21 protein-coding genes are annotated in these 25,827 nt (G+C 61.7%); 12 read left to right on the top strand and 9 right to left on the bottom strand.

Features of this window, described 5'->3' with window-relative positions; translation table 11 throughout:
* Window positions 1-175: 175 nt before the first annotated feature.
* Entirely contained in the window at window positions 176-865 is a 690-nt protein-coding gene (locus CQ017_RS05205; protein ID WP_105552829.1) for an NUDIX hydrolase, read from the top strand.
* 221 nt (window positions 866-1,086) lie between these two features.
* Here CQ017_RS05205 and CQ017_RS05200 read toward each other — a convergent pair whose 3' ends face one another.
* On the bottom strand, window positions 1,087-2,580 hold the full coding sequence (locus tag CQ017_RS05200) for an aldehyde dehydrogenase family protein (RefSeq protein WP_105552828.1): 1,494 nt from the start codon (window positions 2,578-2,580) through the stop codon (window positions 1,087-1,089).
* A 127-nt stretch (window positions 2,581-2,707) separates the two neighbouring features.
* Window positions 2,708-3,016: a helix-turn-helix domain-containing protein gene (locus CQ017_RS05195; protein ID WP_308729554.1), complete on the bottom strand. Its 309-nt coding sequence runs from the start codon at window positions 3,014-3,016 to the stop codon at window positions 2,708-2,710.
* A gap of 137 nt (window positions 3,017-3,153) precedes the next feature.
* Here CQ017_RS05195 and CQ017_RS05190 point away from each other — a divergent pair, with 137 nt between their 5' ends.
* The 5 genes from CQ017_RS05190 (at window position 3,154) to CQ017_RS05170 (ending at window position 8,894) form a co-directional block, all read left to right on the top strand.
* The gene (locus CQ017_RS05190) at window positions 3,154-3,762 is read left to right on the top strand and encodes an NAD(P)-dependent oxidoreductase (protein WP_105552826.1); all 609 of its coding nucleotides are present in this window, start codon (window positions 3,154-3,156) and stop codon (window positions 3,760-3,762) included.
* A 138-nt stretch (window positions 3,763-3,900) separates the two neighbouring features.
* Window positions 3,901-5,559 carry an ABC transporter substrate-binding protein gene (locus CQ017_RS05185; RefSeq protein WP_105552825.1) on the top strand — a complete coding sequence of 553 codons (1,659 nt, stop codon included), beginning with the start codon at window positions 3,901-3,903 and terminating at the stop codon, window positions 5,557-5,559.
* A gap of 19 nt (window positions 5,560-5,578) precedes the next feature.
* Complete coding sequence (locus tag CQ017_RS05180) at window positions 5,579-6,511, top strand: ABC transporter permease (protein WP_105552824.1); 933 nt, start codon at window positions 5,579-5,581, stop codon at window positions 6,509-6,511.
* Window positions 6,508-7,305 (top strand): ABC transporter permease, encoded by a 798-nt coding sequence (locus CQ017_RS05175; RefSeq protein WP_105552823.1) that lies wholly within the window; start codon window positions 6,508-6,510, stop codon window positions 7,303-7,305. The genes CQ017_RS05180 and CQ017_RS05175 overlap by 4 nt, the downstream gene beginning before the upstream one ends.
* Entirely contained in the window at window positions 7,302-8,894 is a 1,593-nt protein-coding gene (locus CQ017_RS05170; protein ID WP_105552822.1) for an ABC transporter ATP-binding protein, read from the top strand. The genes CQ017_RS05175 and CQ017_RS05170 overlap by 4 nt, the downstream gene beginning before the upstream one ends.
* A 38-nt stretch (window positions 8,895-8,932) precedes the next feature.
* On the opposite strand, the gene CQ017_RS05165 is transcribed toward CQ017_RS05170, so the two are convergent.
* The 6 genes from CQ017_RS05165 to CQ017_RS05140 all read right to left on the bottom strand — a co-directional run bounded on the left by CQ017_RS05165 (window position 8,933) and on the right by CQ017_RS05140 (window position 17,850).
* The gene (locus tag CQ017_RS05165; RefSeq protein WP_105552821.1) at window positions 8,933-10,621 is read right to left on the bottom strand and encodes a long-chain-fatty-acid--CoA ligase; all 1,689 of its coding nucleotides are present in this window, start codon (window positions 10,619-10,621) and stop codon (window positions 8,933-8,935) included.
* A 334-nt stretch (window positions 10,622-10,955) separates the two neighbouring features.
* Window positions 10,956-12,479: an APC family permease gene (locus tag CQ017_RS05160; protein ID WP_105552820.1), complete on the bottom strand. Its 1,524-nt coding sequence runs from the start codon at window positions 12,477-12,479 to the stop codon at window positions 10,956-10,958.
* Window positions 12,480-12,608: 129 nt separating this feature from the next.
* On the bottom strand, window positions 12,609-14,258 hold the full coding sequence (locus CQ017_RS05155; RefSeq protein WP_105552819.1) for an amidohydrolase: 1,650 nt from the start codon (window positions 14,256-14,258) through the stop codon (window positions 12,609-12,611).
* Window positions 14,259-14,264: 6 nt separating this feature from the next.
* On the bottom strand, window positions 14,265-15,686 hold the full coding sequence (locus CQ017_RS05150; protein WP_105552818.1) for a cytosine permease: 1,422 nt from the start codon (window positions 15,684-15,686) through the stop codon (window positions 14,265-14,267).
* A gap of 167 nt (window positions 15,687-15,853) precedes the next feature.
* Window positions 15,854-17,341, bottom strand: coding sequence for an aldehyde dehydrogenase family protein (locus CQ017_RS05145; protein WP_105552817.1), 1,488 nt, complete (start codon window positions 17,339-17,341; stop codon window positions 15,854-15,856).
* Between the two features lie 44 nt (window positions 17,342-17,385).
* Window positions 17,386-17,850 carry a hypothetical protein gene (locus tag CQ017_RS05140; protein WP_105552816.1) on the bottom strand — a complete coding sequence of 155 codons (465 nt, stop codon included), beginning with the start codon at window positions 17,848-17,850 and terminating at the stop codon, window positions 17,386-17,388.
* A 134-nt stretch (window positions 17,851-17,984) separates the two neighbouring features.
* On the opposite strand from CQ017_RS05140, the gene CQ017_RS05135 reads away from it, so the two are divergent.
* Both CQ017_RS05135 and CQ017_RS05130 read left to right on the top strand, forming a co-directional pair.
* Window positions 17,985-19,931 (top strand): primary-amine oxidase, encoded by a 1,947-nt coding sequence (locus CQ017_RS05135; protein WP_105552815.1) that lies wholly within the window; start codon window positions 17,985-17,987, stop codon window positions 19,929-19,931.
* A 94-nt stretch (window positions 19,932-20,025) separates the two neighbouring features.
* Window positions 20,026-20,616: a TetR/AcrR family transcriptional regulator gene (locus CQ017_RS05130; RefSeq protein ID WP_105552814.1), complete on the top strand. Its 591-nt coding sequence runs from the start codon at window positions 20,026-20,028 to the stop codon at window positions 20,614-20,616.
* Window positions 20,617-20,624: 8 nt separating this feature from the next.
* Here CQ017_RS05130 and CQ017_RS05125 read toward each other — a convergent pair whose 3' ends face one another.
* The gene (locus tag CQ017_RS05125; protein WP_105552813.1) at window positions 20,625-21,551 is read right to left on the bottom strand and encodes a LysR substrate-binding domain-containing protein; all 927 of its coding nucleotides are present in this window, start codon (window positions 21,549-21,551) and stop codon (window positions 20,625-20,627) included.
* Window positions 21,552-21,876: 325 nt separating this feature from the next.
* On the opposite strand from CQ017_RS05125, the gene CQ017_RS05120 reads away from it, so the two are divergent.
* The 4 genes from CQ017_RS05120 (at window position 21,877) to CQ017_RS05105 (ending at window position 25,821) form a co-directional block, all read left to right on the top strand.
* A complete protein-coding gene (locus tag CQ017_RS05120) occupies window positions 21,877-23,253 on the top strand; it encodes an MFS transporter (RefSeq protein WP_105552984.1) in 1,377 nt (458 codons plus the stop codon).
* A 303-nt stretch (window positions 23,254-23,556) separates the two neighbouring features.
* Window positions 23,557-23,970, top strand: coding sequence for a RidA family protein (locus CQ017_RS05115; RefSeq protein WP_105552812.1), 414 nt, complete (start codon window positions 23,557-23,559; stop codon window positions 23,968-23,970).
* A 5-nt stretch (window positions 23,971-23,975) separates the two neighbouring features.
* The gene (locus CQ017_RS05110) at window positions 23,976-24,647 is read left to right on the top strand and encodes a DUF1028 domain-containing protein (protein ID WP_105552811.1); all 672 of its coding nucleotides are present in this window, start codon (window positions 23,976-23,978) and stop codon (window positions 24,645-24,647) included.
* Window positions 24,637-25,821 (top strand): M20 family metallopeptidase, encoded by a 1,185-nt coding sequence (locus tag CQ017_RS05105; protein ID WP_105552810.1) that lies wholly within the window; start codon window positions 24,637-24,639, stop codon window positions 25,819-25,821. The genes CQ017_RS05110 and CQ017_RS05105 overlap by 11 nt, the downstream gene beginning before the upstream one ends.
* Window positions 25,822-25,827: the final 6 nt, after the last annotated feature.

Below are 25,827 nucleotides of genomic sequence, written 5' to 3'. Positions count from 1 at the left end.
CATGGCGAAGGATTTTGGATGGCAGCAGCGGGAAATTACCCCGAGATTCACTCTCGTAATGCGAGGTATGGCCACCGCGTCAAGAAAACCTTTCGAGCCGCTCTCGGCAGTCCCGGGGAACACCCAATCGTCACAGTGCGCGGTTCCGTTTCGGTTCTCGGCCATACTTGGACTTATGGATTCCGCCTCTACTGACCCGAATAAGCAGCCGGTGACGCCGCGACGTGCCGCAAGCGTCCTGATGATTCGCGAGGGAAGCGAAGGCTTGGAAGTGTTCATCCAACACCGGGTTTCCACCATGGACTTCGCCGCCGGCATGGTTGTCTATCCCGGTGGTCGGGTCGATGCTCAAGATCTGGCCGAGGCGCAATCGGGGAATATCGCGCAAGCGCTGGCCATCGAGCACGCACGGCTTTGGGAGGATTCCTCCATCTGGGAAGACGGCGAAGAGCAGGCCGTCCTCGAGGCGGCAACCCTGCTGGCCGCCGCCCGCCGCGAGATCTTCGAAGAGACCGGCGCGCGTTTGGACGTGAGCCAGCTGCGTCCGTGGGCGAACTGGATCACGCCGCCGGATAATCCCAAACGCTTCGACACCTTTTTCTACGTGGCCCAGGTGCAGCCTGGACAAGCACCCATGCACCAGACCACCGAGGCCTCAAACTCCGAATGGGTCCAGCCCGCCAAGCTGTTCTCCGCCTACGAGCGCGGCGAGGTGGGCTTGATGACCCCCACCCGCACAACCCTGCGCAACCTTGCGGCGTTTGAAACCGTTGAAGCCGCCATGAGCTCGCAAACGCCCATCGTCACGGTCCGGCCCCAGCGCATGCCACCGGCCGCGGATTCCAAGAAGGAACGCACGAGCTAGCCGCGCCTGGCCCGGTACCCCTTGGCTGGCGCAGTACCGCTGCCCGAACCCCTGGCGACGGGGCAGGAGTTCGGGCTCCACAAACTCCCGCGGGAGTTCTCACACTCCGTTATTGACTACCGCATTCCTTGCAGAGCACATGTGCCTGCTCGTCGAGGCCCCGGAGCGCACGAACCACCGCTCCGGGGACCCCTGGCCATTCGAAGGATCCTTGGCAATCCCTAGAATGGGTACTGCTTATCGGTGCTCTGCACCCCGATCCAATGGTCGGTGGTGAATTCCTCGATAGCCCACTCACCGTTAAAGCGGCCCAATCCGGAGTTCTTCTCCCCACCGAACATCACATGTGGTTCATCATTCACGGTGATGTCATTGATGTGGGTCATTCCCGCCTTGATCCCGCGGGCAAAGCGCACACCCTTCTCAATATCGGTGGTGAATACCGCGCTGGATAATCCGAATTCGGTGTCATTTGCCAGTTCGAGCGCATGCGCCTCATCTTCGGCCCTAGTGATGCCAACCACCGGGCCGAAGATCTCCTCACGGAACAGTTCCATCTCACTGGTGACATCGGCGAAAACATGCGGCGGCACCACTCTGCCTACGACCTCGCCGGAGAGCACCTCGCGGGCTCCCTCGCTTCGAGCCTGCGTGATCTTTCCCTGCACGCTTGCCAGCTGCGCGTCGTTAATAATTGGCCCCACCACATTTGCGGGCTCCGCCGCATCACCGTACTTGATGGTGGCTGCATGGGCGGCGAACTCCTCGACGAACTGGTCATAGACCGGGGCTTGAACGATAATTCGGTTGATTGCCATGCAGATCTGCCCCTGATGCAGGAACTTGCCCATGGCAGCGGCGCGGACCGCTTGTTCGAGGTTGGCGTCGGCGAGCACCACAAATGGTGCGTTGCCGCCAAGTTCCAGCGCGACCCGCTTCATATGCTTGCCCGAAACGGCGAGCTTGCCGACGTTTTTCCCCACCGGGGTGGACCCAGTGAAGGAAATCAACGAAGGAACGCTGTGCGCCACAAAGTGGTCCCCAATTTCGGTGCCTGAACCAACAACCACGCTGAACACGCCCCGGGGGATCCCGGCTGCTTCGAAGGCCTTGGCCAGCACCAGCGCGCCAACCAGCGGTGTGTCGCTGGCCGGCTTGAGCACCACCGAGTTGCCCAGCGCCAGCGCAGGGGCCACTGAGCGCTGGGAAAGCAGCATCGGGAAGTTCCACGGGCTAATCACGCCCACCACACCCACCGGTTCGCGGTAAACACGGTTTTCCTTACCCGCACTGTTCGACGGCAGGATCTGGCCGTGCACCCGAGTCGGGAAGGTGGCCGCCTCACGCGTTGCGGCGATCGTGCCAGAAACCTCCACGTTGGCCTTGAGCACCGACGAACCGGATTCGGCCACTAGCAGCGCAACCAGGTCATCGTAGTTGGCTTGCAGATAGTCCGCAGCCTTGGTGAGCACCGCAGCACGTTTTGCCGGAATGAGCGCAGCCCAATCGCGATGGGCCTGGGCTGCGCTCGAATAAGCCTCGTCCACATCCTCGATGGAAGCCTGGCGGATTTCTGCCAGCACCGCGTCGTCGAACGGGTTGCGGGTGACCAGAACGGAAGAACTGCGCCCATCGCGCCATTGCCCGGCGATGAATAATTGCGCCGGAAGCTGGTCAAGGAAATTTGGTCGGCTGGATACTGCCTGGTTGGTCATGGATCTTCCTTCCCACAGTGCGGCGCTTCGCGCCACAGCGAATCGAGCTCTTCGCACTCATTGTTCGTGGGATATCGGCCGCGATCAAGGAACTAATCGAACAGCTGAATTTGCCTCGGCAGGAGGCCTATTTATCGTCAAAGATTTCTCGGGCGGCCAGCACCTTGGCCGCGTGCGCCTCGGACCAGATGCGGATGGCATCCATGGGTTCGAGCAGGCTGGAACCCAGATCGGTCAATTCATAGTCCACCCGGACCGGCACCTGCGCCGTGACGGTGCGAGCCACCAGGCCATCGCGCTCCAGGGTGCGCAGCGTGCTGGTCAGCACCTTGGGCGTCACCGCACCGATCCGCTGGCGTAACGCGGAGAAACGTAGCGGCCCGCTGGCTAAGTTAAGCATCACTAAAGGGGTCCATTTATCCCCCAAACGTTGCATAATTTCACGTGAGGGACAGTCTTGCGCAAGCACGTTGTAGGTGAGGGCGCTATCCATTTGGTAACCAAGTTCCTTTGAAGTAGTCGGTATCTAAAGGATACTATAAACACGAAGAACACAACTACGAGAGGACCATCATGAAGATTGCAGTCTACGGAGCCACCGGAATGGTCGGCAGCCAGATCACCTCTGAAGCATTGAGCCGCGGCCACGAGGTCACCGCCGTCAGCAGCAGCGGCAAAACCGTCGAAGGCACCAGCGCGGTCACCGCCAAGCTCGACGATACCGCCGCCTACCGCGATCTGGGAAAGAACCACGACGTCGTCGTGATCTCCGTGCCGCCATCGCGCACCGGTGGCGACCACCAGGAATACCTTGACGCCTTCGAGGAGATCACCGAAACCCTCGTCCCGGCACGTCTGATCGTTGTCGGCGGCGCCGGCGCTACCGAAGTCGACGGAGTCCGCCTCTACGACACCCCCGGATTCCCCGAAGAATACAAGGCCGAAGCCCTCAGCAGTGGCGCCGTGTATGACATGTTGACCTCGGTCTCCGGGATTACCTGGACCATGGCCGCACCTGCCCCGGTGATCGCACCGGGCACCCGCACCGGCAACTACACCCTCGGCACCAACTCCCCTGCCGGCGACTTCGTTTCCACCCAGGACTTCGCCGTAGCGATCCTCGACGAAATCGACACCCCGGTGCACGACAACCGCCGCTTCACCGTCGCCAGCGAAAAGTAAAACGCCAGCCACCCGGCCAGCCAAGACCGAAGGCTCGGCTCTCGCTTCCTCTGGCAGGGAAACGATCTGACCTTTCGGCCTTGGTTGACTAAGGTTGAGTACGTCATCGCTCACTTATTCAAAGGTCACTCACCGTTCATGCAACGAACACAGCGCGCCACCCGCCTGCTCACCGGAGCATTAGCTCTCCCGCTGGCCGGGGCCCTCATCGCAGGCTGCTCCACCACCTCCGATCCCTCGGCCACGGAGGATCTGAAGCCCGTCGCCGGCGGGACGCTGGTTTACGCATCGGGTGATGCCGAGCCGAACTGCTTGGACCCGCATGTGGGCGGAAACTATCCGCAGGCGCTGGTTGCCTCGCAGTTCATGGAATCGCTGTTCAGCAAGGACGCCAAGGGCGAAATCGTCCCGTGGCTGGCCGAAAAGTCCGAGGTCTCCGAGGATGGGTTGACGCGCACCATCACGCTGCGTGAGGGGATCAGCTTCCACGACGGCACCCCGCTCACCGCCGAAGCCATCAAGGCAAATATCGAGCACCTGCAGGATCCGAATACGGCTTCCTCCACCGGTTATCTTGCCGTCGGCAAGGTCACCGAAATCACGATCGTCGACGAGTTGACCGCGCAGCTGGAACTCTCCGCCCCGGATAACGCGCTGCTCGAGTCGCTGTCCATGCCGTGGACGGCAATCCAGTCCCCCGAGGGGCTCAAGCGCGACCAGGCGGCGAACTGCGCCGCCCCGGCAGGCACCGGCCCCTTCAAGGTTGAGTCCTGGGACCGCCAGCAGGCCGTCAATCTGGTTCGCTACGAAGACTATGCCGCGCCGGCAGCTGACCCCGAGCGTGCCGGCTCCACCGCGCACCTGGACGGCATTACCTGGCGCTTCATCCCGGAGGCAGCCAGCCGCTATGCAGCTCTGCAGTCCGGCGAGGTCGACGTGATCGACAATCCGCAGCCTGACACCATCGCCACCGCCGCCGATAGCGGGCTGGGCCACCTCGCGGCGCCGCGTCCGGGTGCCTCGAACCGGGTGGAGCTCAACAGCTCCAAGGCGCCTTTTGACGACGCCTCGGTGCGCGAGGCGTTCATCCGTTCCCTCGACGTGAACACCGGAATCGACGCGCTGTACTTCAACACCGCCGAGCGCAGCTACTCGCTGCTTTCAAGCGTTGAGCCGCTGGGTATTTCGGCCGAAGAAAAATTCGGCACCGATGTTGAGCGGGCCAACCAGCTCCTCGACGAGGCAGGCTGGACCGAACGCGATGCACAGGGCTACCGGCTCAAGGACGGCAAGCGCCTGAGCCTGAGCTTCCCGGTATCCACGAACCAGTCGGTTCCGGCCGAGCAGTCGCTCTTCGAGCAGATGCAGGCGGCCGCCAAGAATGTTGGCATCGAGGTTAAGATCGACTTGCTGGACCTCTCCAGCTGGTACGGCGCTCTGGCAAAACACGAGTACGACCTCGTTTCGGCACCGTATACCAAGGTCGGTCCGAGCGTGCTGCGCATCTTGTTCCATTCGGATTCCACCGTCCCGGCGCCGAGCGGCTACTTTGCAAACAACGCGCAGATCAAAAACCCGCAGCTGGACCGGTTGCTGGTGGAAGCCGAGCAGACCAACGACGAAGCCAAACGTGCAGAACTCTACGAACGGGCGCAGCAGATCGTCTTGGACGGCTATTACGTGATCCCGCTCTACGATCAGCAGAACCACTTCCTGTTTTCGAAGAACGTGCACGGCATGGGTGAAACCACCGCGGTCTCCTCACCGACCTACTTCAACGTGTTCCTGAACAAGTAGCCAACGAACACATCCAGAGATGAAAATGCTCGCTTGGTTGGGTCGCAAGGTTGGCGGCGCGCTGGTGGTGCTGTGGCTGGTGGCCACCGCCATCTTCATCGGCGTGCGGCTGATCCCCGGCGACCCGGCCGAGGCGATTATGGGCGGCCCGGGCTCGCAGGCCTCGGCCGAGGCCCTGGCCGCCGCGCGCAGCGAGTACGGCTTGGATCTTCCGCTGATTACCCAGTACCTCATGTTTCTGGCCAAGCTGATCCGCCTGGATTTCGGGACCTCCTATGCGCTGAAGGACCCGGTTCTGCAGGTGATCGCCGAGGTGCTGCCGCCGACCATCACGCTGGCACTCATCTCATTGGCGGCGGCCTGGCTGCTGTCGCTCATCTTTGCGATGCTGGCCATGCGAGCCACCCGGGCCGGCCAGTGGGTCGGCAACGCGGTGGAGATCATCGCCGCGGCCGTGCCTCACTTCTGGCTCGGCGCGGTGCTGATCATGCTTTTCTCCTCGATGCTCGGCTGGTTCCCCGCGGTGGACAACGGGACCGGGGCGGGACTGGTCTTGCCGGTGCTCACCCTCGCGCTGCCGCTGGCAGGTTTTCTCACCCAGCTGATGCGCGACTCGCTGTCCACCGCGTTGGGAAGCCAGTTCGCGCTGGCCGCCCGAACCCGCGGCGAAAGCAGGTTGACGGTGTTCTGGCGCCACGGATTGCGCCACGCGGCGTTGCCCGCCTTGGGGTTGACCGGCTGGGCCTTTTCCTCCTTGCTGTCCGGAGCGGTGGTTGTCGAGGCGATCTTTGCCCGGCCGGGGCTGGGGCGTTCCCTGCTTTCGGCGGTGCTCTCCCGCGATATTCCCATGGTCACCGGCATCGCGCTGTTCTCCGCCCTCGTGTATATCGTGGTGATGGCGCTGACCGAAGCCATCGAACGCCTCATCGACCCGGCGGGGGCCGAGTCATGAGCCGAACCGCCAAAATTCTAGGCACCGTCTTTATCCTCTTCTGGCTGCTAACCGCGCTTGCGCCGGGGCTCATCGCCCCGGGCGACCCCTTGGCGGTTGACCCCGCGCAGGCATTCCACGCGCCTAGCCTGGCGCACCCGATGGGGACCGACGAATCGGGACGCGACGTGTTCACCCGCGTCATCCATGGCGCCGGTGACTCGCTGTATATCGGCCTGGCCGCCACGGCCCTGGGCATGGGCATTGCCCTAGTCCTGGGTACCGCCGCGGCGCTTGCCCCGCGCTGGCTCGATGGAGCGATCTTGCGTGTGCTCGAAGCCCTCTACGCGGTGCCCTCGCTGCTGCTGGCACTGCTGATCATCGCCTTTACCGGCCCCGGGGTAGGGCCGGCAATCGTTGCCGTTGGCCTTTCCACCGCGCCGGGCTACGCCCGCTTGGTGCGCAGCCAGATCCGTTCTGTGAAGAACTCCGAAATGCTGGAAGCCGCCACGGTGCTCGGCCGCGGCACCTGGCTGAAGGTACAAAACCACCTGGTGCCCAACGCCCTTCGCCCCTTGCTGGCGCTGGTGACCTTGGGCATTGGACAGGCGGTCATTTGGGCCGCCGCGCTGTCCTTCCTCGGCCTGGGCACCCCGCCACCGGCTCCCGAATGGGGTGCCATGCTCTCGGCCGGGCGCACCTATCTGCATCTGGCCTGGTGGCTGAGCTTCTTCCCTGGCTTGGCGATCGTGGTGGTCGCGGCCGGGGCCACGCTGATCGGGCGTTCGCTGGGCGGAAAGGTCAACGCCGCATGAGTCCTTTATTAGAAGTCGAGAACCTCTCGGTGGGCTTCGCCGGGCAGCTCGCGGTGGACTCGGTGTCCTTCGAGCTGTCCGCCGGCGAATGCCTGGCGCTGGTAGGTGAATCCGGGTCCGGTAAGTCCGTCACCGCCCGTAGCCTGCTGGGCCTGTCCGGCGGCAAGGTCAGCGCCGAGAAATTCTCGGTCTTGGGGCAGGACGCCACCGCGATGAGCGAGCGGGCCTGGCAGCAGATGCGCGGAAATTCCGTGGCGATGATTCTGCAAGATGCGCTCATGGCTTTGGATCCCTTGCGCCCGGTGGGCCGCGAAATCGCCGACGCGCTGAAGGAACACAGCTCGCTGTCCAAGCCCGAACGCACGGCGAAGGTCCGCGAGGCCTTGGAAGCGGTGGATCTGCCCGAACCTGCGTGGCGGATGAAGCAGCGCAGCTCCCAATTATCCGGCGGCATGCGCCAACGCGTGCTCATTGCCCAGGCGATGATCGGGGACCCGCAAGTTGTGATCGCCGATGAGGCGACCACCGCCTTGGACTCCAGGCTGACCGCCCTGGTGCTCGAACAACTCCGGGCGCTCAAAAATGCGGGCCGGGCGGTGCTGATGATCAGCCACGACCTGGCACAGGTTGCCCAGCTGGCGGATCGGATCGCGGTGATGCGTGCCGGAAAGATCGTCGAGGCCGGCGACACCGACCAGGTGCTGAACCGCCCGCAGCACGAGTACACGCGCACTCTTTTACGTGCAATCCCGTCCGGGGTGCCCCGCTTTCAGCCCTTGAGCCTCGCTCCCCCGAAGGCGGCTGTCGTGGCACAAGAACCGGCGAAGCCTGCTCGGATGCCGGCTCTTGTGGTGGAGGACCTGTCCAAAAGCTTCGGCAAACATGCCGCGGTGCAGGGGGCCGGTTTCGTCGTTCAGCAAGGACAGACGCTGGGCCTGGTCGGCGAATCCGGGTCGGGCAAGACCACCACCGCCCGACTGGTGCTCGGCTTGGAACGTCCGGATACCGGCTCGGTGCGGCTCTTTGGCGAGCATTTTGCACCGCAACGCGAAGCCCAGCGCCGATACCTGCGCGAAAACATCGGGGCGATCTACCAGAACCCGCTGGGTTCTTTCGACCCACGCTATAACGTGGGCCAGTTGCTCACCGATGCGCTCTCCGCCGGTCGCAGCAAACGCGGGGCGAGCTACCGGACCCAAGTCTCCCGACTCCTTGAACAGGTGGAACTGGATCCGGCACTGGGCTCGCGCAATCCGCGCGAGCTTTCCGGCGGGCAGCGCCAACGCTTGGCGATCGCCCGTGCACTGGCACCGAGACCTAAGGTGCTCGTCTTGGATGAACCGGTCTCGGCCCTGGATGTTTCAATTCAGGCGACCGTCTTGGACCTGCTGGACCGGCTGCAGCAAGAGACCGGAACCAGCTACCTGTTCATCAGCCACGATCTGTCGGTCATCGAGCATATGAGCGATACCGTAGCGGTGATGTACCGGGGAAGCATCGTCGAGCAGGGCGCTACCGCCGACGTGTTCGGCGACCCGCAGCACGAGTACACCCGCTCGCTGCTGACAGCCATGCCGCGGCTGCGTTAGCAACCGCGGCATGGCCGGTTCGAACCGTATCGTTTGGGCTAGAGCCCTTCACCGAACTGTTCGCGGACCTGCTTGCGCAACACCTTGCCCAGCATCGAGCGGGGCATTTCCTCGATGGCAACGATGCGCTTAGGCACCTTGTAGGCCGCCAGCAAGGTGCGGCAGTGTTCGCGCAGGTCGGCCTCGTCCAGGGTTGCCCCCTCGTCGAGTTGTACCGCGGCGACCACCATTTCGCCGCCGCGTTCCAGCGCCTTGCCGAACACCGCGGCGTCGGCGACAGCAGGATGCTGGCGCAGCGCGTTCTCCACCTCGCTAGGCGAGACATTAAATCCGCCGGTAATGATCAGCTCCTTGGCGCGATCGACGATCTGGGTAAACCCGTCCTGGTCGACGGTGACTACGTCGCCGGTGTGCAGCCAGCCATCCTCGGTAAGTGTTTTCGCGGTCTCCTCCGGGTTATTCCAGTATCCGCGGAACACCTGGGGCCCCTTGATCAGCAGCTCGCCCGCTTCGCCCTGTTCCACCTCACGGCCAGGTTCATCCACATCCACAACCTTCATCAGCGTCGAAGGAAATGGCACCCCGATAGTGCCGTTTCGACGCGAAGGGTGGAACGGGTTGCCCAAGGCCACCGGTGAGGATTCGGTCATCCCGTAGCCTTCGACCAGCAGTCCGCCGGACATCGACTCCCATAGCTCCACCACGTGGTCAGGCAGATTCATCGCACCCGAGATGCAGTACTTGGCCGAACGCAGCGAAATGCCCTGCTCTTTGGCTGCCATGGCGGTACGCTCGTAGATCGGTGGGACCGCGCAGTACACGGTGGCCGGGGACTTCTTCCACGCATCCAGGATCATCTGCGGTTCAAACTTCGGGAAGAGCACCAGCAGCCCCTGCTTTTTCACCCCGAAGGTCAGATACAAGGTCATTCCGAATGCATGGAACATCGGCAGGATCGCATACAGGATTTCCTTGCGCTCTTCGGCGCCTTCCATCCAGGCTTCGCCCTGCAACGCGTTGGCATACAGGTTGTAGTGGGTAAGCATTGCGCCCTTTGGACGCCCGGTGGTTCCCGAGGTGTACTGGATGACCGCCAGATCCTGAACCTCGGGGTATCGATGTGCCGGATTTAATCGCCCGGATTTCAGCAATTGCCTCCAAGCCATGGTGCCTGCCGTGGAGGCGGTCAGCGAGTCCTTGGTCTCGCGCAGCTTTTTCACCGGCAAGTTCAGTGCCAGGCGCTTGACCGCAGGGAATGCCTCGAGCAGATTGACGGCGACAATCGTATCGATCCGCACGTCTTTGGGGAACTGCTGCAGGTTCGGCACGACCTTGTCCCAGGCGATCACCACCCGCGCCTGGTGGTCTTCGAACTGGTGGCGCAGTTCGCGCGAGGTGTACAGCGGGTTGTGCTCCACAACCACCGCGCCCAGCCGAAGCACCGCGTAGAACGCGACGACGTGCTGCGGGCAATTGGGCAGGACCAGCGCAACCCGATCTCCGGGCTTCACACCCAGCTGGCGCAGCCCCTTGGCCGCCTTCTCGACTTGTCGGCCCAATTCGAGGTAGCTCATCCGTCGACCGAAGAATTCGGTGGCCGGGCTCTCGCCGGCCTCGCGGACCGAACGCTCGAACATATGGCTTAACGACTCGGTAGGAAGCTTGATTTCGGCAGGGACGCCCGGCTGATAGTTGGCGACCCAGGCCGGGGCAGCAGTATTCTCCATGCCTCCAATCATGCCCGATACCCACGGTTTCAGGTTAAACGCGAGGTGGACTTTCGGTGATTAATCAGCGGCACTTGCTCATTGGAATTCACGATTCGGCGTAGTTCGCCAAGGCCTCGGCTAGCTCGGCAACGCAACCTGCACTGGGGGTTTCGAGCTGCTCCAGCAGCCGACGATCAACCCGTTGCCTCAGCTGAAAACCTCCGGGAACTAGGAGTCCACCGATAGAAGGTCTTGGCAACCGGAGAACCACCCACGTACTTGGTGCCCGAGCAAGGGTGAATGATTTTCCATTCGCCCTTGCTCGGGCGGCCTCGTAGATAGCAATTGATGCTTATTTATGAGAAACGGAAACTTCCGGAGGCGCCATTGCGTCCACCTCGGTTCGCTCTTCTTCGCGGACTTTTCTGCCGAGAATATATCCGACGATGCCCAGCGCGAGGATGCTGGCCAAGGTGCCTAGCGCAAACGACTCAAACTGGCTCCATGAAAGGCCCCAGATCGCTTCGAAGTCATAGTCCATGCCAAAGGCATATTCCAGGCTGCCTGGGAATACGGCGATCCAGGAACCGATGAGGATCCATGCGAAACAGATACCCCCGAGCACCGCAAACGTTGAGTTTGAAACTGGAACTCTAAAGGGGCGTACTACCGAGGGGTACTTGAACCGGAGCATCACCACGGCGGGAATCGCAATCAAATAGCTCAGGAGGAACGTCGAAATCGAGATGGTCAGGACCACTCCGAACATCGCCCCGTTTGATCCTGACATCTGCATTGCGGCAAGCATGAAGATGGTAGCGACTACACCCGAAAGAGTATTAACTCGGATTGGAGTACCGAGTTTTGGATTGAAGTGCCCGAAGAATCCACCGAAGAACGACCCATCCGCAGCAGCCATGGCCTGCATCCGGTCGCTGATGATCATCCAGGCGGCGCCCTGCGAAACCAGGACAAAGCAGAATACGATGGCAAACAACGCGAGCATGGCATCGGCGGCCGGTCCGAACACCGTGAAGACCGTCGCAATTGCCCCGAAGAGTCCGCCGATACCGGTAATTTCGTCCAGCGGAACGACCAGCAAAATAGCTAAGACAGGTAACAAGTAACTCGCGGCTGCGAGCATGGATGTGCGGGCGATAGAGACCGGAACATCCTTGGCAGGATTTTTCATCTCCCCTGCGGCGCTGTTCCCCGATTCAAAGCCAAGGAACGAGAAAAGCAGCAAGGGGGTGACCCCGAGGAAGCCGGCCATCGTCGGCGAGAAGAACCCCAGGTTCAGACCGTTAAATCCATTCTTGAATCCATAGATTGCGGTTACCACCAAGAAGCAGAAAAGGAAGAGGATCTTGAGTATCGCTCCAAGCGATGGCAGCCATTTGCCATGCTTGAGGCTGATAACCGCCGAGGTGACCGTGATCCAGATGAACCCGAGCTTGAATAGATAATCGCCCACCCCACCAGCCTCAATGTGCCCCACGTACTCCGACCAGGTTTCCACGGCAACGAATGCCATCGCACCGCCAACCCATACCGGCTGAGTCACCCAAGTGAAGAGGGAAGCGATGGCCGCAACTACTCGGCCAAAGGCCATCTTCGTCCAGACATAAACGCCACCCTCCTCGGTGAAGGCACCGCCAGTCTCCGCAAAGATCAGCCCGTAGGGAATCATGAAGGTAATAGCGAGAACCAACGTCCAGGTAAACGTCTCACCTCCAAAACCGGAGACCTGGCCCAAGACTTCAATGGAGATAACTGCTGCAACCACCAGCAGGAGAATGTCCATTCTGCCTAGGGATTTTTGCAGATGCTTGCTCTGCTCCTGTGCAAGAAACGTGGACGATTCGGAATTTTTCATGCTCAGTCCTCTGTCGTAACTGATTGTGGAATTTGCGGTCGCTGGGACCGAGAAATGACACGATCTAGGAATTGGTTCTAGATCTGCGTTGCCGCTAGTTTGAAAAACATCAAAAACTGGATTAAGAATTTATTCGCTAGTTGCCCGATGGAAGATCAGCACCCCATCCACATACGTTCGTTCAACCGCTAAATCGCCGAGAGCGCGGGCGGGCACGGCATAGGGGTCAGCCTCCAGGACGGCAAGATCGGCGATCATGCCCTCGCGAAGCGTTCCACGATCCTGATCAAGCCTGTTGGCAAATGCAGCACCGGCGGTTGCCGCATGCAAGGCCGCATCCAGGGCAATAGCTTCGTGCCCGAGCAGGGGGCTGTTTTGCGATCGTTCATCTTTGGCATGCGGATCGGCTGGTGGTGCCGTACGATTCACCGCCGAATGGACTCCCCACATCGGATCCGGGCTCGAAACAGGCCAGTCGCTGCCCATAGCCAGCGGCACGCCCGCCTCGTGAAGGGATTGGAAGGCAAAGTGCATGCTTTGGTGAGCTGAATCGAGATAGGGAAGTTTTGTCTCCGTCAGCACCGGGTCCTGCCGGGCCCACAACGGCTGGATATTGGCGATGGCCCCAACCCGGGAGAACTGCGCAATGTCGCCCGCGTCGATGATATCCAGATGCGCTATCTGGTGCCGTGGATCCCACCCCGTCCTAGCCTGCAGTTCCAACGCCGAAAGGCTGTCCCGAACCGCCTGGTCGCCCACCGCGTGAAGATGCAGATCAAACCCTTCGGCATCCAGCGATCGGGTGATGTCGCACAGCACTTCTGGCTCGATCAACGTCATTCCCCGCTGCTGCGGGTGCCCCACGTAGGGACGCGTCATCGCGGCCGTCAGATTTTCACACACTCCATCCAGCATGAGTTTGACCGCCGATGCCCGGAACCTGCCCCGAGCTCGGGAACGCCGGTCCCGGAACAACTCAAGTTGTTCCAGTCCTTGTTCGCGATGCCACCAAAGCGCCCCGGTCACGGTCGCGGTCAGAAGTCCTTGTTCGTCCAATGCCAGATAGTGCTCAAAAGCATCCGGGGAACCGAGGGCCTCTCCCACCGCGGCATCCTGCCAAGCGGTGATCCCTTTGGAATGCATGAACTTCTGCGCCTCTAGCAAGGCATTTCTAATATGGGATTTATCCGGTGCCGGGAGCATTCTGGACACCAAATCGGCGGCGTGTTCAATGAGCATGCCGGTCGCACGGCCGTTTTCTTCCCTGGCAATGATTCCCCCATCGGGGTGAGGCGTTGAATCGGTGATCCCTGCCAATTCCAGGGCTCTGGTATTGACCCACGCTCCGTGTCCATCATGACTCAGAAAATAGGCGGGGCGGTCCGGGACTAACTCGTCGAGCAAGTCTCGGTGCGGGAATCCACCGTCGAAGACGTCTCCATACCAGCCGGCGCCTTCAATCCAGTCTTGTTCCGCATGCGTGCGGGCATAATTTGCGATGATCCTTCGGTACTCTGACAATGAATGCACTTCAGAAAGGTCGCAAGCCACCATCTGCAGCCCGCCCATGAGCGGGTGCACGTGGGCGTCTTGGAAGCCAGGGAGCAGTGCTTTTCCGGAAAGGTCTATGACCTGTGTTCCGGGACCGCGAAGACCGAGGGCTCGATCGCCCAGCGCTAGGATCCGTCCATCCTTCACCGCCAGCGCATGGCTCCGGGGGTTGGCGGTGTCCATTGTCAAAACTGGTCCGTTGGCGAACAGCAGATCTGCGTATGTCATGACTGCCTACTTTCGAAGGGAGTTGGTGGGCTCGGTGTTGTTGTCCAAACGCACCAGAGCGGGAGCAAAACGGGCTACTGCCACATAAACGACCGAGCTGACGGTCAAGCCGATAAACCATGCGATATCGATGCCGTTCAATGCTGCCGCTAGCGGGCCGGTGTAGAAGGCCGTCGCCATAAAGGGGATCTGGGCCGCCACTCCGACGGCAAATACCAGCAACGCTCCGGTATTCCATGCGCCGTAGCGTCCACCGTCCGCAGCGTAGAATTCCGAGACCGCGTAGGAGCCATGGCGGATGATGTAGTAGTCCACCAGATTTACGGCAGACCATGGGATCAACACGTAGAGCAGTACGCTCAGGAAACTGAAGTAGGACGAAGCGAAACTGCTGGCGGCCGTCACCGCCAAGCCGACCCCGAGCACATGCAGGATGGTCGAAGTCATCAGGCGGGCCTTGACTCCCGGATGCCAGCCGGTGCGGAACGTCTCGACCAGCGTCAAGGCGCACAGCGCGCTGCAATATGCGTTCACGGCGTTTCCCGACGCAGCAACAAGGGCAAAACCGATCAGGACCAGCGCGCCCAAAACCGGACCCAGGATTCCATGCAGGCCCGCCATCGCATCGACGCCATTGACCGCCAGTCCGACGCCCGCGCCGAGCACCATAAGTAGCGCGCTGGAGATAACGCAGCCGAGATAGGTGCCCCAGAACGCACCCTTGGTGCCCGAGCTGGCGGGCATATAGCGGGAATAGTCCGAAACGTACGGCGCGTAAGTCAGCTGCCAGACGATGCCAATGGCCAGCATGGCGAAAAACCCGGGCCAGGTGAATGCTCCGGCGGATATGTTGCCCCAAAAGTCCCCGTTCAGGAATAGGGCAATAAAGGAAACCACAACTAGGCCGCCAACGATGACCGCGCCTAGCTGAGTTACCTTTCGAACTAAGTTGTAGCCGAATGCGGCGATTACAAAGCTTAGAGCTGCACAGGCGACAATCAAGAACGTCTTGTTGGCGCCCGGCAGGAGCGTCATAATCGATTCCGAAGAAACAATGAGATTCGACGAAAAGTAGCCCACGAACATCAGGATTGCCACTGCCACGATCAGGCTGGCACCTTTGGAACCGAACTGCCCGCGTGCCTGCAGCATCTGAGGTACGCCTAGCACCGGTCCCTGCGCGGCGTGCAAAGCCATGCCGACACCGCCCAGCGCGTGGCCCAGCAGGATCGCAATAAGCGAGCCAAGCAGCGGAAGGCCCAGCAACGTCGTGGCGGTGGCGCCGGTGACTACCGTCAATGGCGTCATGTTCATGCCAAACCAGATGGTGAACAGGTCTTTTGCCTTGCCGTGCCTGGCATTTTCAGGGATGGGCGCGATGGATTCCTGCTCAATTTCAAATAACTGGGAGTAGTTGTGAGTACTCATGGCATTCCTGACTGGGAGCGGCAACGTGCAACAAACTCGGCACCGGGGGTGTGAACTTAGGTCAACGCTAAAGCTATGACCCGCATCACGTAAAGAAGTTTCGTGTGATGCGGGTCATCTGAATAATAGATGCAGCCTCTCCGGTCGGGGTTACCGCACCAACAGGCTTAGCCGAATTGGATCCAGGTGGTCTTGGCGGCCGTGTAGTTATCGAATGCGTGCAGCGAAAGATCACGCCCGAACCCTGACTGCTTAAAGCCTCCGAACGGCGTGGTATTGCCCAGCGCGTCAACCGTGTTGACGGAAACCGTACCGGCCACCAGTTCCGTAGCTACCCGGTGCGCACGTCCAAGATCGGCGGTCCACACTGAAGCGGCCAGCCCATAATCGGTGGCATTGGCCATGGCAATCGCTTCCGCTTCCGTATCGAAGGATTGGAGCACAGCCACGGGCCCGAAAATCTCTTCCCGGTGCACGTCATGCGCGGAATCCAGCCCGCCTAGCACCGTCGGCTCCAAATACGCGCTTGACCCGCGTATCTCCAACCTGCGCCCGCCGAAAAGTACTGCGGATTCTTTGCGTCCGCGGTCGATCCACGCCTCGACCGAATCCGTGTGCGCACTTGAAATCAGTGCCCCATTTCCGCCTACCCCAGCCAGCGGGTCGGCCGGCAGGTAGGCTTTTGTCGCCTGCTCGAGCAACTCGGCGAACTCATCATGGACCGACCGCTGGACCAGAATCCGAGAATTTGCCGAACACACCTGGCCCTGATTATAAAAAGCACCGAAAGCAGCTTTCTCGGCGGCCGCCGCCAGATCGGCGGTGTCTGCAAAAATCAGATTGGAACTTTTGCCACCCGCCTCCAGGCTCAAACGCTTGAGATTGCTCTGCCCCGAGGCTTCAAGCAGCGTCCGCGAAACGGCGGTCGAGCCGGTGAAGGCCAGGGCGTCAACATCCATGTGCAGGGCTAGCGCCGAACCCACTTCTCGCCCAGAGCCGGTTAGCACGCTCAACACACCATCGGGCACCCCCGCTTCGGCCGCCAGCTCCGCGGTACGCAAGATACTCAACGACGTCTGCTCCGCGGGCTTCAAGACCACCGAGTTCCCGGCTGCCAGCGCTGGCGCCAGCTTCCACATGGCAATTTCCAGCGGATAGTTCCACGGCACGATGGCCGCCACCACACCCAGCGGCTCGCGCGTCACCAGTGCCGTGGCTCCCGGCGGAACAGCAGGCAATTCCCCGGATTGCTTGTCGATGGCCTCGGCATACCAGCGCAGGGTGGAGATGGCGCCGGGAACGTCCACCGTGCTGGTCTGCAGGATCGGCTTGCCGCTGTCGAGGCTCTCAAGCAGGGCCAATTCCTCGGCCTGCGCTTCCATGAGGTCCGCCCAGGCCAGAAGCACAGCCTTCCTGCTCTCCGCCCCCGAACGCGACCACGCCGGGAATGAACGCCGGGCGGCAGAAACAGCCAAATCGACCTCCTCTTGGCCGCACGAGCTCAGCAAGGCCAGCTCACGGTTGTCGATAGGGCTGGTGGTCAGTCGCTGGATTCCCGACGAGGCCTCCTGGCGCCGCCCGCCGATGAAGGCGCGCCCGTCGATTCGCAGGGCATTTGCGGCGGCATCCCAGGAGGAAAGGGTTTGGTTTCTCATGTTGATCTCCATTGGTTGGGTATCTGGGTTGGTTGGGTGACAGGTTAATTGACTGGCAGAGCTGGTTGATTGCGCAGTGCACGGCTGGCGCGCAACACGATGGATGCCACCGCCAACGTCGCAAGTTCGAGGGCAATCAGGCCAAGCATCGTGGCGGAGTGCTGCCCGGCAGCGTCTGCCGCAAGCGGGGAGAGCCGATCGGCGACGTGCCCATGCGCCTGCCCGTGCCCCTGGTGGCCGGACATGCTGATCCAGAGCAAATGGGCCACTGCCATTGCAGCGGACATGAGCATGACCTGAAGCGTCGACTTCTCGATTTCGCAGGTCGCCGACACGAGATGCGGCAGGCAAACCAGGCACAGGACCCCCATCGCGCTCATGGCCAAAAACATGGACTTGGGCCCCTGAAACGCGGCGAGCACATGCGCGGTCGAAACCGCGAGCACCACGATGCTCAGCAAATAGCGCAGCGCGCACAGCGTTTTCGAGCTCTTGTTTTTTGGGTCCATGTTCGGATCTCGACTTCTCCGGGCAGGTGGCTGATTCTTTTCAAGACACCCCTTTACGAGAGGGGGTGACTTGGGTAACATAAAATTGTTGATTGAACAGTTGTATCATCAAAACCATGCATTAAGGAAGCCCCATGACACTCCAAAGCGATCGCGCAGTGACGCGCCCCGCGCATCCCCTGGAACAGCTCACAGCCGACGAATACCAGGCAACTCGCGCCATATTGGAAGGTGCAGGCCTGGTGCTGGATTCGACCAGGTTCGCCTATGTGGGTCTGCTTGAACCTGCCAAGGAAGCCCTGTATCCAGTCCCGTCCAGCGATATTGACCGCCGTGTCCGGGTGATGCTCTGGGATGCCGCGCTATCCCGCTCCCTCGACATCACCCTGTCCCTCGACAGCCGGGCCGTACTCACCAAGCGCGAGCTCGACCCCGCGGTGGATGGACAAATGCCGGTGCTGCTCGAAGAGTTCGAGATCATCGAGGAAATCCTGGCCGCGGATGAGCAGTGGATCGCCGCATTGGCTTCCCGCGGGCTGACCTCCGAGCAGGTCCGGGTTGCCCCCTTGTCCGCAGGGGTCTTCGAGTACGAGAACGAAACCGGCAAGCGCCTGCTGCGCGGCCTGGGGTTCCGCCAGGACCATCCCGGGGACCACGCCTGGGCACACCCGATCGACGGATTGGTCGCCTTCGTTGACGTGGAGAACCGGCGCGTGAACCACCTGATCGATGACGGCCCGGTCCCGGTGCCGGAGGTCAACGGCAACTACACCGATCCGGCAATTCAGGGTGAGCTGCGCACCGACCTCAAGCCGATCGAGGTCATCCAGCCCGAAGGCGCCAGCTTCACCCTCGAGGGAAACCACCTGTCCTGGCTAGGCTGGGACCTGCGCGTGGGCTTCGACGCCCGCGAGGGACTTGTCCTGCACCAGCTGCACCACACCTTCGACGGCCGGCGACGTCCGGTGATGCACCGGGCCGCCATCTCCGAAATGGTCGTCCCCTACGGGGACCCGGCGCCCTACCGCAGCTGGCAGAACTACTTCGATTCAGGCGAATACCTGGTCGGCCGCGATGCGAACTCGTTGCAGCTCGGCTGCGACTGCCTGGGCGAGATCACCTACCTCTCCCCCGTGGTGGCCGATGACTTCGGCAATCCACGGACCATTCCCAATGGCATCTGCATCCACGAGGAAGACGCCGGGATCGCGTGGAAGCACACCGACGAGTGGGCCGGATCCAACGAGGTGCGCCGCAACCGGCGCCTGGTAGTTTCCTTCTTCACCACCGTGGGGAACTACGACTACGGCTTCTACTGGTACCTCTATCTGGATGGCACGATCGAGTTCGAGGCCAAGGCCACCGGCATCGTCTTCACCGCCGCGCTGCCGCACAAGGGCTACGAATATGCCTCGGAGATCGCGCCGGGCCTCGGCGCTCCTTACCACCAGCACCTGTTCAGCGCCCGCATGGACATGATGATCGACGGGGCCACCAACCGCGTGGAGGAGCTGGATCTGAAGCGCCTGCCCAAGGGGCCCGGCAATCCGCACGGCAATGCGTTCACCCAAACCCGGAAGGTGCTGGGCTCCGAAACCGCTGCCATCCGCGACGCGGACGGCAGCGTGGGCAGGGTTTGGCATATCAGCAACCCGGAATCGCTGAACCAGATGGACGAGCCGGTCGGCTACACCCTCTACCCCGAAGGCGCCCCCACCCTGGCCATGGCCGAGGACTCCTCCATCGCCGCACGCGCCGCCTTTGCCCGCCACCACCTGTGGGTCACCCGCTTCGCGGAAAACGAGCTCTACGCCGCCGGAGACTTCGTCAACCAGCATCCCGGCGGAGCGGGCCTTCCCGCATACGCCGCGCAGGATCGGGATATCGATGGCCAGGATCTGGTGCTGTGGCACTCATTCGGGCTCACGCACTTCCCCCGTCCCGAAGATTGGCCGATCATGCCGGTTGACACCACGGGCTTCAAACTCAAGCCCCATGGATTCTTCGACCAGAATCCAACCCTGAATCTGCCGGCTTCGGCGACAGGCCATTGCACCCCCACCGGCTGCAGCGGCGAATAGTTGCCATAGCGCTCGCCTTCGGCGATGGTACAGTGACGGCTGGTGGAGACGCTCAGGGCCTCCACCAGCCCCTCATCTTTCAAGGAGTAACTCCATGCCCCGGTTAGTTGACCACACCGAACGCCGTAAAGTCATCATCGAGACTACGTGGAGAATCATTGCCGAGCAGGGCATCGAGAACGCCAGCATGCGTGACATCGCCCGCGAATGCGGATACGCGGCCCCCGGGATCCTGGCGCACTACTTTCCCAATAAAAACGCGCTGCTCCTAGCGGCCTATGAACTCATCTGCCAACGAACCAATGAGCGCATTGCGTTGTCGACGAAGGCCAAGCGGGGCCGGCACGCCCTGCGCGCGCTGTGCTTCGAGATCATCCCGGCCGAGGACCTGACCACGGTGGAGGCCAGGGTGGCCGTATCCTTCTGGCAACGGGCACAGAGCGACCCCGAATTACGCAGGGTGGGCCGAGATGCGCTTACCCAATGGCATGCGGCCATCATGTCCTGCCTCGCAGAAGAAATAACTGACAGGCCGGAGGCGGCCTTCGGGGATCCCGACCTGGTTGCCCACGAGCTGTTGAACACGATGATGGGATTGCACATCACCGCGATGCTCGATCCAGAAACCGTGAGCGGCTCTCGCCAGCGCCGGCTGATCGACTTCATGCTGGAGCGGATCTCCTAGGCGAAGAACTAGCTGGACCCCTCCGGGGATTCTGCCAGAAGCCCGGCGATCTGCTGCCGCACCGCCTGCGCCACCGCCCGCGTTCTTGCCGTCGGGCGCTGAATCCGCAATCGGGCAATGACGGTCTGCAACTCCGGCACCTTTCCCTTGAGCGCAACCGGTATCACCCGTCCGCCGTCGTAGGTGAAGTCATGGCGCGGGCGCTGATGCAAGATGGAATACCCATGGCCGTTGGCAACAAAGGTGCGCACCGTCTCATAGCTGCCAGAGCGGAACCGTACATTCGGCTCCAGGCCCGCCGCGGCAAGGATGGAAAGCATCAGCTCCCGCGTATGCGGCAGATCCAGCAAAACGAACGGTTCATCGCGCAGTTCCTTGAGCTCCACTTCCTTGCGCTGCGCGAAACGGTGCTCCGGAGGCAACGCCAGGTAGGGGCGGGCCGCATGCACCGAGGTGGCGGCCACCTCCTCTGGCAGCCCCAGGTCATAGCACAGCGCCAGGTCAACTTGGCCGTTCAGCAATGCCGCCGAGCAGCCCGCCGCATCGGCCTCCACCACTTCCAGTTCAAGATCCGGATGCTCTGCATGCAACCTGCCGAGCACACCGGGAAGCAGGAATGGCGCCAAGGTGCTGAAGCAGGCGAGGCGCACTCGTCCGGCGAGCGCCGTCTGTTCACCGCGGGCGTGCTCCACGGTCTCTTCGACATGGGCCAGGACGGCTCGCGCGTCCCTGAGGAATGACTCACCCGCGGGAGTGAGCACCAGCCCTTTGGAGCGTTGGCGGATGAAGAACTGCGAACCGATTTGGCGTTCGAGCTGGGCAACGGCACTGGAGACCGCAGACTGCGCGACGTTTAGCCGCTCGGCGGCGCCAGTCATTGACAGCCGGGCCGCCGCCTCGGCGAAATACCTCATTTGAGTGAGAGTGACATCCATCCCTACAGCATAGAGCACTGCATCTGAATATCAGATGCCAGCCCTCTGAAAAAACTGTTAGACAGGTTTCATGGCGCCGTGAATACTTTAGTCAGCTGCCCGCCGGACAGCGGACTTCACGCTTGGGCGCAACTCACTCGACCTGAGCCTCCTGCACGTCAACCACAAGGCACGACGCTCGCCTCCGCTGCGGGGACTGCACCGGAGCCGCGGATCGATGCAGCTGAAATTCAGCTGCATTTTAGACGAACCAAGCATTCGACCATCAGCGGGCCGCCGCCATGCCAGCTTCGACCCCGCGTTCATCTTCACCGAAGGGACCACCATGAGCATCCCACCGTCTCCTGCGATCGAACAGAAGAGCCTGCGCAAATCAGTGGCCGCCGGCTCCATCGGCGTGCTTGTCCACTGGTTCGACTGGGCCATCTATGCCTACATGGCTTCCACCATTGCCGTAGTCTTCTTCCCCGCACAGGACAAGACCGCAGGCTTGCTGGCCGTCTTTGCCGTTTTTGCCGTCTCGTTCGGAGTCCGCCCCTTGGGTGCGCTGCTCTTCGGCTATATCGGCGACAAGTTCGGCCGCAAGCGCACATTGTCCATGGTCATCATCTCCATGTCCGTCGCTACCCTCGTCGTCGGGTTGCTCCCGGGCTACAACACGATCGGCATCTGGGCGCCAATCCTGCTGGTCGCCGCCCGGATGGTCCAGGGCTTGGCCGCAGGCGGCGAGTTCGGCAGCGCCGCGGCGTTCCTGGCGGAAGCCTCCCCGGCTAGGCATCGCGGTTTCGGCGTCAGCTGGCTGGAGGTCGGCAGCCTATTGGGTTTCCTCGGCGCTTCGCTGATGGTTCTGCTGATGAATAACGTCTTGGGTCCCGATGCAGTGCAGGATTGGGGTTGGCGCATTCCGTTCATCCTGACCGCTCCCTTGGGCATCATTGGCTTCTATATCCGGGCGAAGGTAGAGGACACTCCAGAGTTCAAGGCCTTGGAGAAGTTGGATGAAGTCGCCCAAAGCCCGCTCAAGGAGGTGTTCCGGAACAACTGGAAACAGTTGCTGCAGACCAGCGGCATCGAGATCATGATGAACGTCGCCTTCTACATCGTCTTGGTCTACCTGCTGACCTACCAGGAAGAATTCATTGGCATGAGCATTGAGTCGGCCGCATTGCTCTCGACCGTCGCCTCTGTGACCGCCTTGGTCCTTGTGCCGTTATTCGGCGCCTGGTCCGACCGGATTGGACGCAAACCACTGATGGTTGGCTCTGCGGTGCTGATGATCGTTTGCTCCTACCCGCTCTTTTCGATCATGCAGCTGGACACCGCGTGGGCCGGTACGGTGAGCACCATTGGACTGGGCGTCATCTTGGCCATTGTCCTTGGCGTCCATGCAGTGACCGTCGCGGAGATTTTTCCAACGCGCACCCGGCAATCCGGCCTTTCCATTGCCTACAGCGTCACCGCAGCCATCTTCGTCGGCACCGTCCCGCTGATCTTGACCTGGCTCATCGCAGAAACCGGAAATATCATGGCACCGGCCTTCTACATGATCGCCATCGGCATCCTCGGCCTGGCGACCTTGCTGACCATGAAAGAAACCAAGGGCATCGACTTGATGACGCTGGATCGAGAAGATGCGGCCAAGCGCGGATTCACCGTCGCGGAGCAAGCGAAGGATCCCGCGAGAACCCCTCAAAGGAACTAGCCCACGCTTAATGCCGCGCAGGCTACGGCAACCGCGCCGGCAGTCCTTGCAGCCCGCCAACATCGAAAAACGGAAACCGGCTGCGCCCCCATCCGCGTAGGCGTGGCAGCCAACCAGCAAATTCCACTAAATCTGAATATCAGATTTAGTTTCTCGAAAAAAACTGTTAGACAGATTTGATGGCGCGGTGAATGCTGGAGTCAAAGCACGCGTGCCAACTGGCGCGGGTGCCGAGGCAACGAATGGCCCCTAACCAAGCGCGCATTCCGACATCCACCCGTCAGAGGAAAAGGTTGTAAAACAATGAAGCACACTCGTATCCGCACCTTCAATACCAAAGAGACATACCCCGAACAGAACTTGGACAACGACCTGTGCCAGGCCGTTGTTGCCGGCGGCGTCGTATACCTCCGTGGTCAGATCGGCCAGGATCTGGACACCCGCGAATCGGTGGGCCTCGGCGATGTGGAAGCACAGACCGACAAGGCCATGGCCAATATCAAGATGCTGCTGGAGGAAGCCGGAGGATCACTTGAGGACATCGTCAAGGTGACCGTCTACCTGATTGACCCACGTTACCGCGAAACCGTATACCGGACCATGGGCCGTTGGCTCAAGGGCGTCTTCCCCGTATCCACCGGCTTGGTAGTCTCGGCGCTGGCCCGCCCCGAGTGGCTTGTCGAAATCGATGCCACCGCAGTGCTTTCGGGGGAATAGAGAAAATGACTTTCAGCATTGCAGGCACCGACGGCAATGGCCGCTTCGGCATGGCAGTTTGCTCCTCGTCTCCTGCCGTTGCGGCCAGATGCATCCATCTGCGCGACGGGGTCGGGGCAGTCAGCTCGCAGAACATCACCGACCCCCGGCTGGGGCCGGCCCTGCTTGACCGTCTCGAAGCGGGAGACAGCGCCCAACAGGCATTGGACGCCGTGGCCGACTCGGCCGAAAACATCGACTTCCGACAGCTCGTCGTCCTGGACTCCCAGGGCGGTTCCGCGGTCTTCAACGGATCCCGGACGCTGGGCGTCTACGGACAGGGCAAGGGAGCTTCCTGCGTAGCGGCCGGCAACATGCTGGCCGACCCGGGAGTTCTGCAGGCAGCCTGCGACGCATTCGAAGCGGCCGATGGCGAACTTGAAGAGCAGCTGCTGGCGGGCCTCCAGGCTGCCATCGCCGCGGGCGGCGAAGCCGGGCCGGTCTATTCCGCAGGCATGTCGGTGGTCTCTGGGCATGGGTGGCGGGATACCGATCTGCGCGTGGATTGGCACGAGCGCCCGATTGCCGAATTGGGCAAGCTGCTGGAAATCTGGATGCCGCAGCGAGATGCCTACGTGACTCGCGGCTTGGATCCACTGGTCTCCGAGGGTTATGGAGTGCCCGGCGATGATCGATAATCCACCATCGCCCTTGACGGCAGGCCTCGCCACCAATCGGGAACGCGTGATGGATGCCGTCCGCCGGGAACAGCCAGCGCTGGTCGCCTACTCCGAGAGGATTCATGCGAATCCGGAGCTCGGTTGGGAAGAGCACCGCGCCGCGGGCTGGACCGCAGAATTCTTGGCGGAGCGCGGATTCATCATCGAAGGTGGATACCTGGGTTTTCCCACAGCCCTGCGCGCCAGTTTCGGCACCGGAAGCCGCCGTATCGGACTGATGGCCGAATATGACGCGCTGCCCGGGCTGGGCCACGCCTGTGGGCACAACATCATCAGCGCTGCTTCGGTGGGCGCAGCCTGCGCCTTGGCTGGATTCGCCGACGAGTACGACCTGTGCATCGAGCTGTACGGAACCCCGGCGGAAGAAGGCGGCGGCGGAAAAATCGAAATGCTCAAGAAGGGCGCGTTCCAAGGCCTCGACTTGGCGATGATGGTCCACCCCAGCCCCGTTGACTCCGCGGTGGCGAATCCCTTCGCCGTCGCCCACCAGCAGGTGGAGTACCGCGGGAAATCTGCCCATGCCGCGGCGTATCCAGACCAAGGAATCAATGCCAACGATGCCTTTGTCATCGCCCAGGTGGCTCTGGGGCTGCTGCGCCAGCAGCTGCCCCAGGAAACCCGCGTCCATGGAGTGCAGACCCGGGGCGGGGAAGCGCCCAACGCGATTCCGGAGACCACCCGGGGCCGCTGGTACGTCCGCGCCGAAACACTGGCCGAACTGGAACCGCTGCACGAGCGCGTGAACAAGTGCTTCGAAGCAGGGGCCTTGGCAACCGGAGCCCAACTGGAGATCACCCCGGAGTCCGAACCCTACTCGGAGTTCCGCACAGAGCAGCGGGCCCTGGATATCTATACGGCCCATGCCCAGGCACTGGGCCGAACCTTCGACGCCCCGCCAGAACAAGCCACCATGAACCGCGCCTCAACCGACATGGGCAACGTCTCCCAAATAGTCCCTGCGATCCACCCCTACATCGGGTTGGGCTGCTTCCCTGCGGCCAATCACCAACCCGAATTTGCCGCACATTGCATTGGCGGCGCGGCCAACCTTGCCATCCACGACGGTGCCATCGCTTTGGCGCTGACGGCACTGGATTTTGTCGGGATACCCCGAAACGCAGGAAACGAGTGAACCGAT

Origin of the sequence: Arthrobacter sp. MYb224 (genome assembly GCF_002975455.1) — a bacterium.
Classification (GTDB): domain Bacteria; phylum Actinomycetota; class Actinomycetes; order Actinomycetales; family Micrococcaceae; genus Glutamicibacter.
The sequence above is the reverse complement of the archived record's forward strand: the minus strand, read 5'-3'. Positions and strand labels throughout refer to the sequence as shown.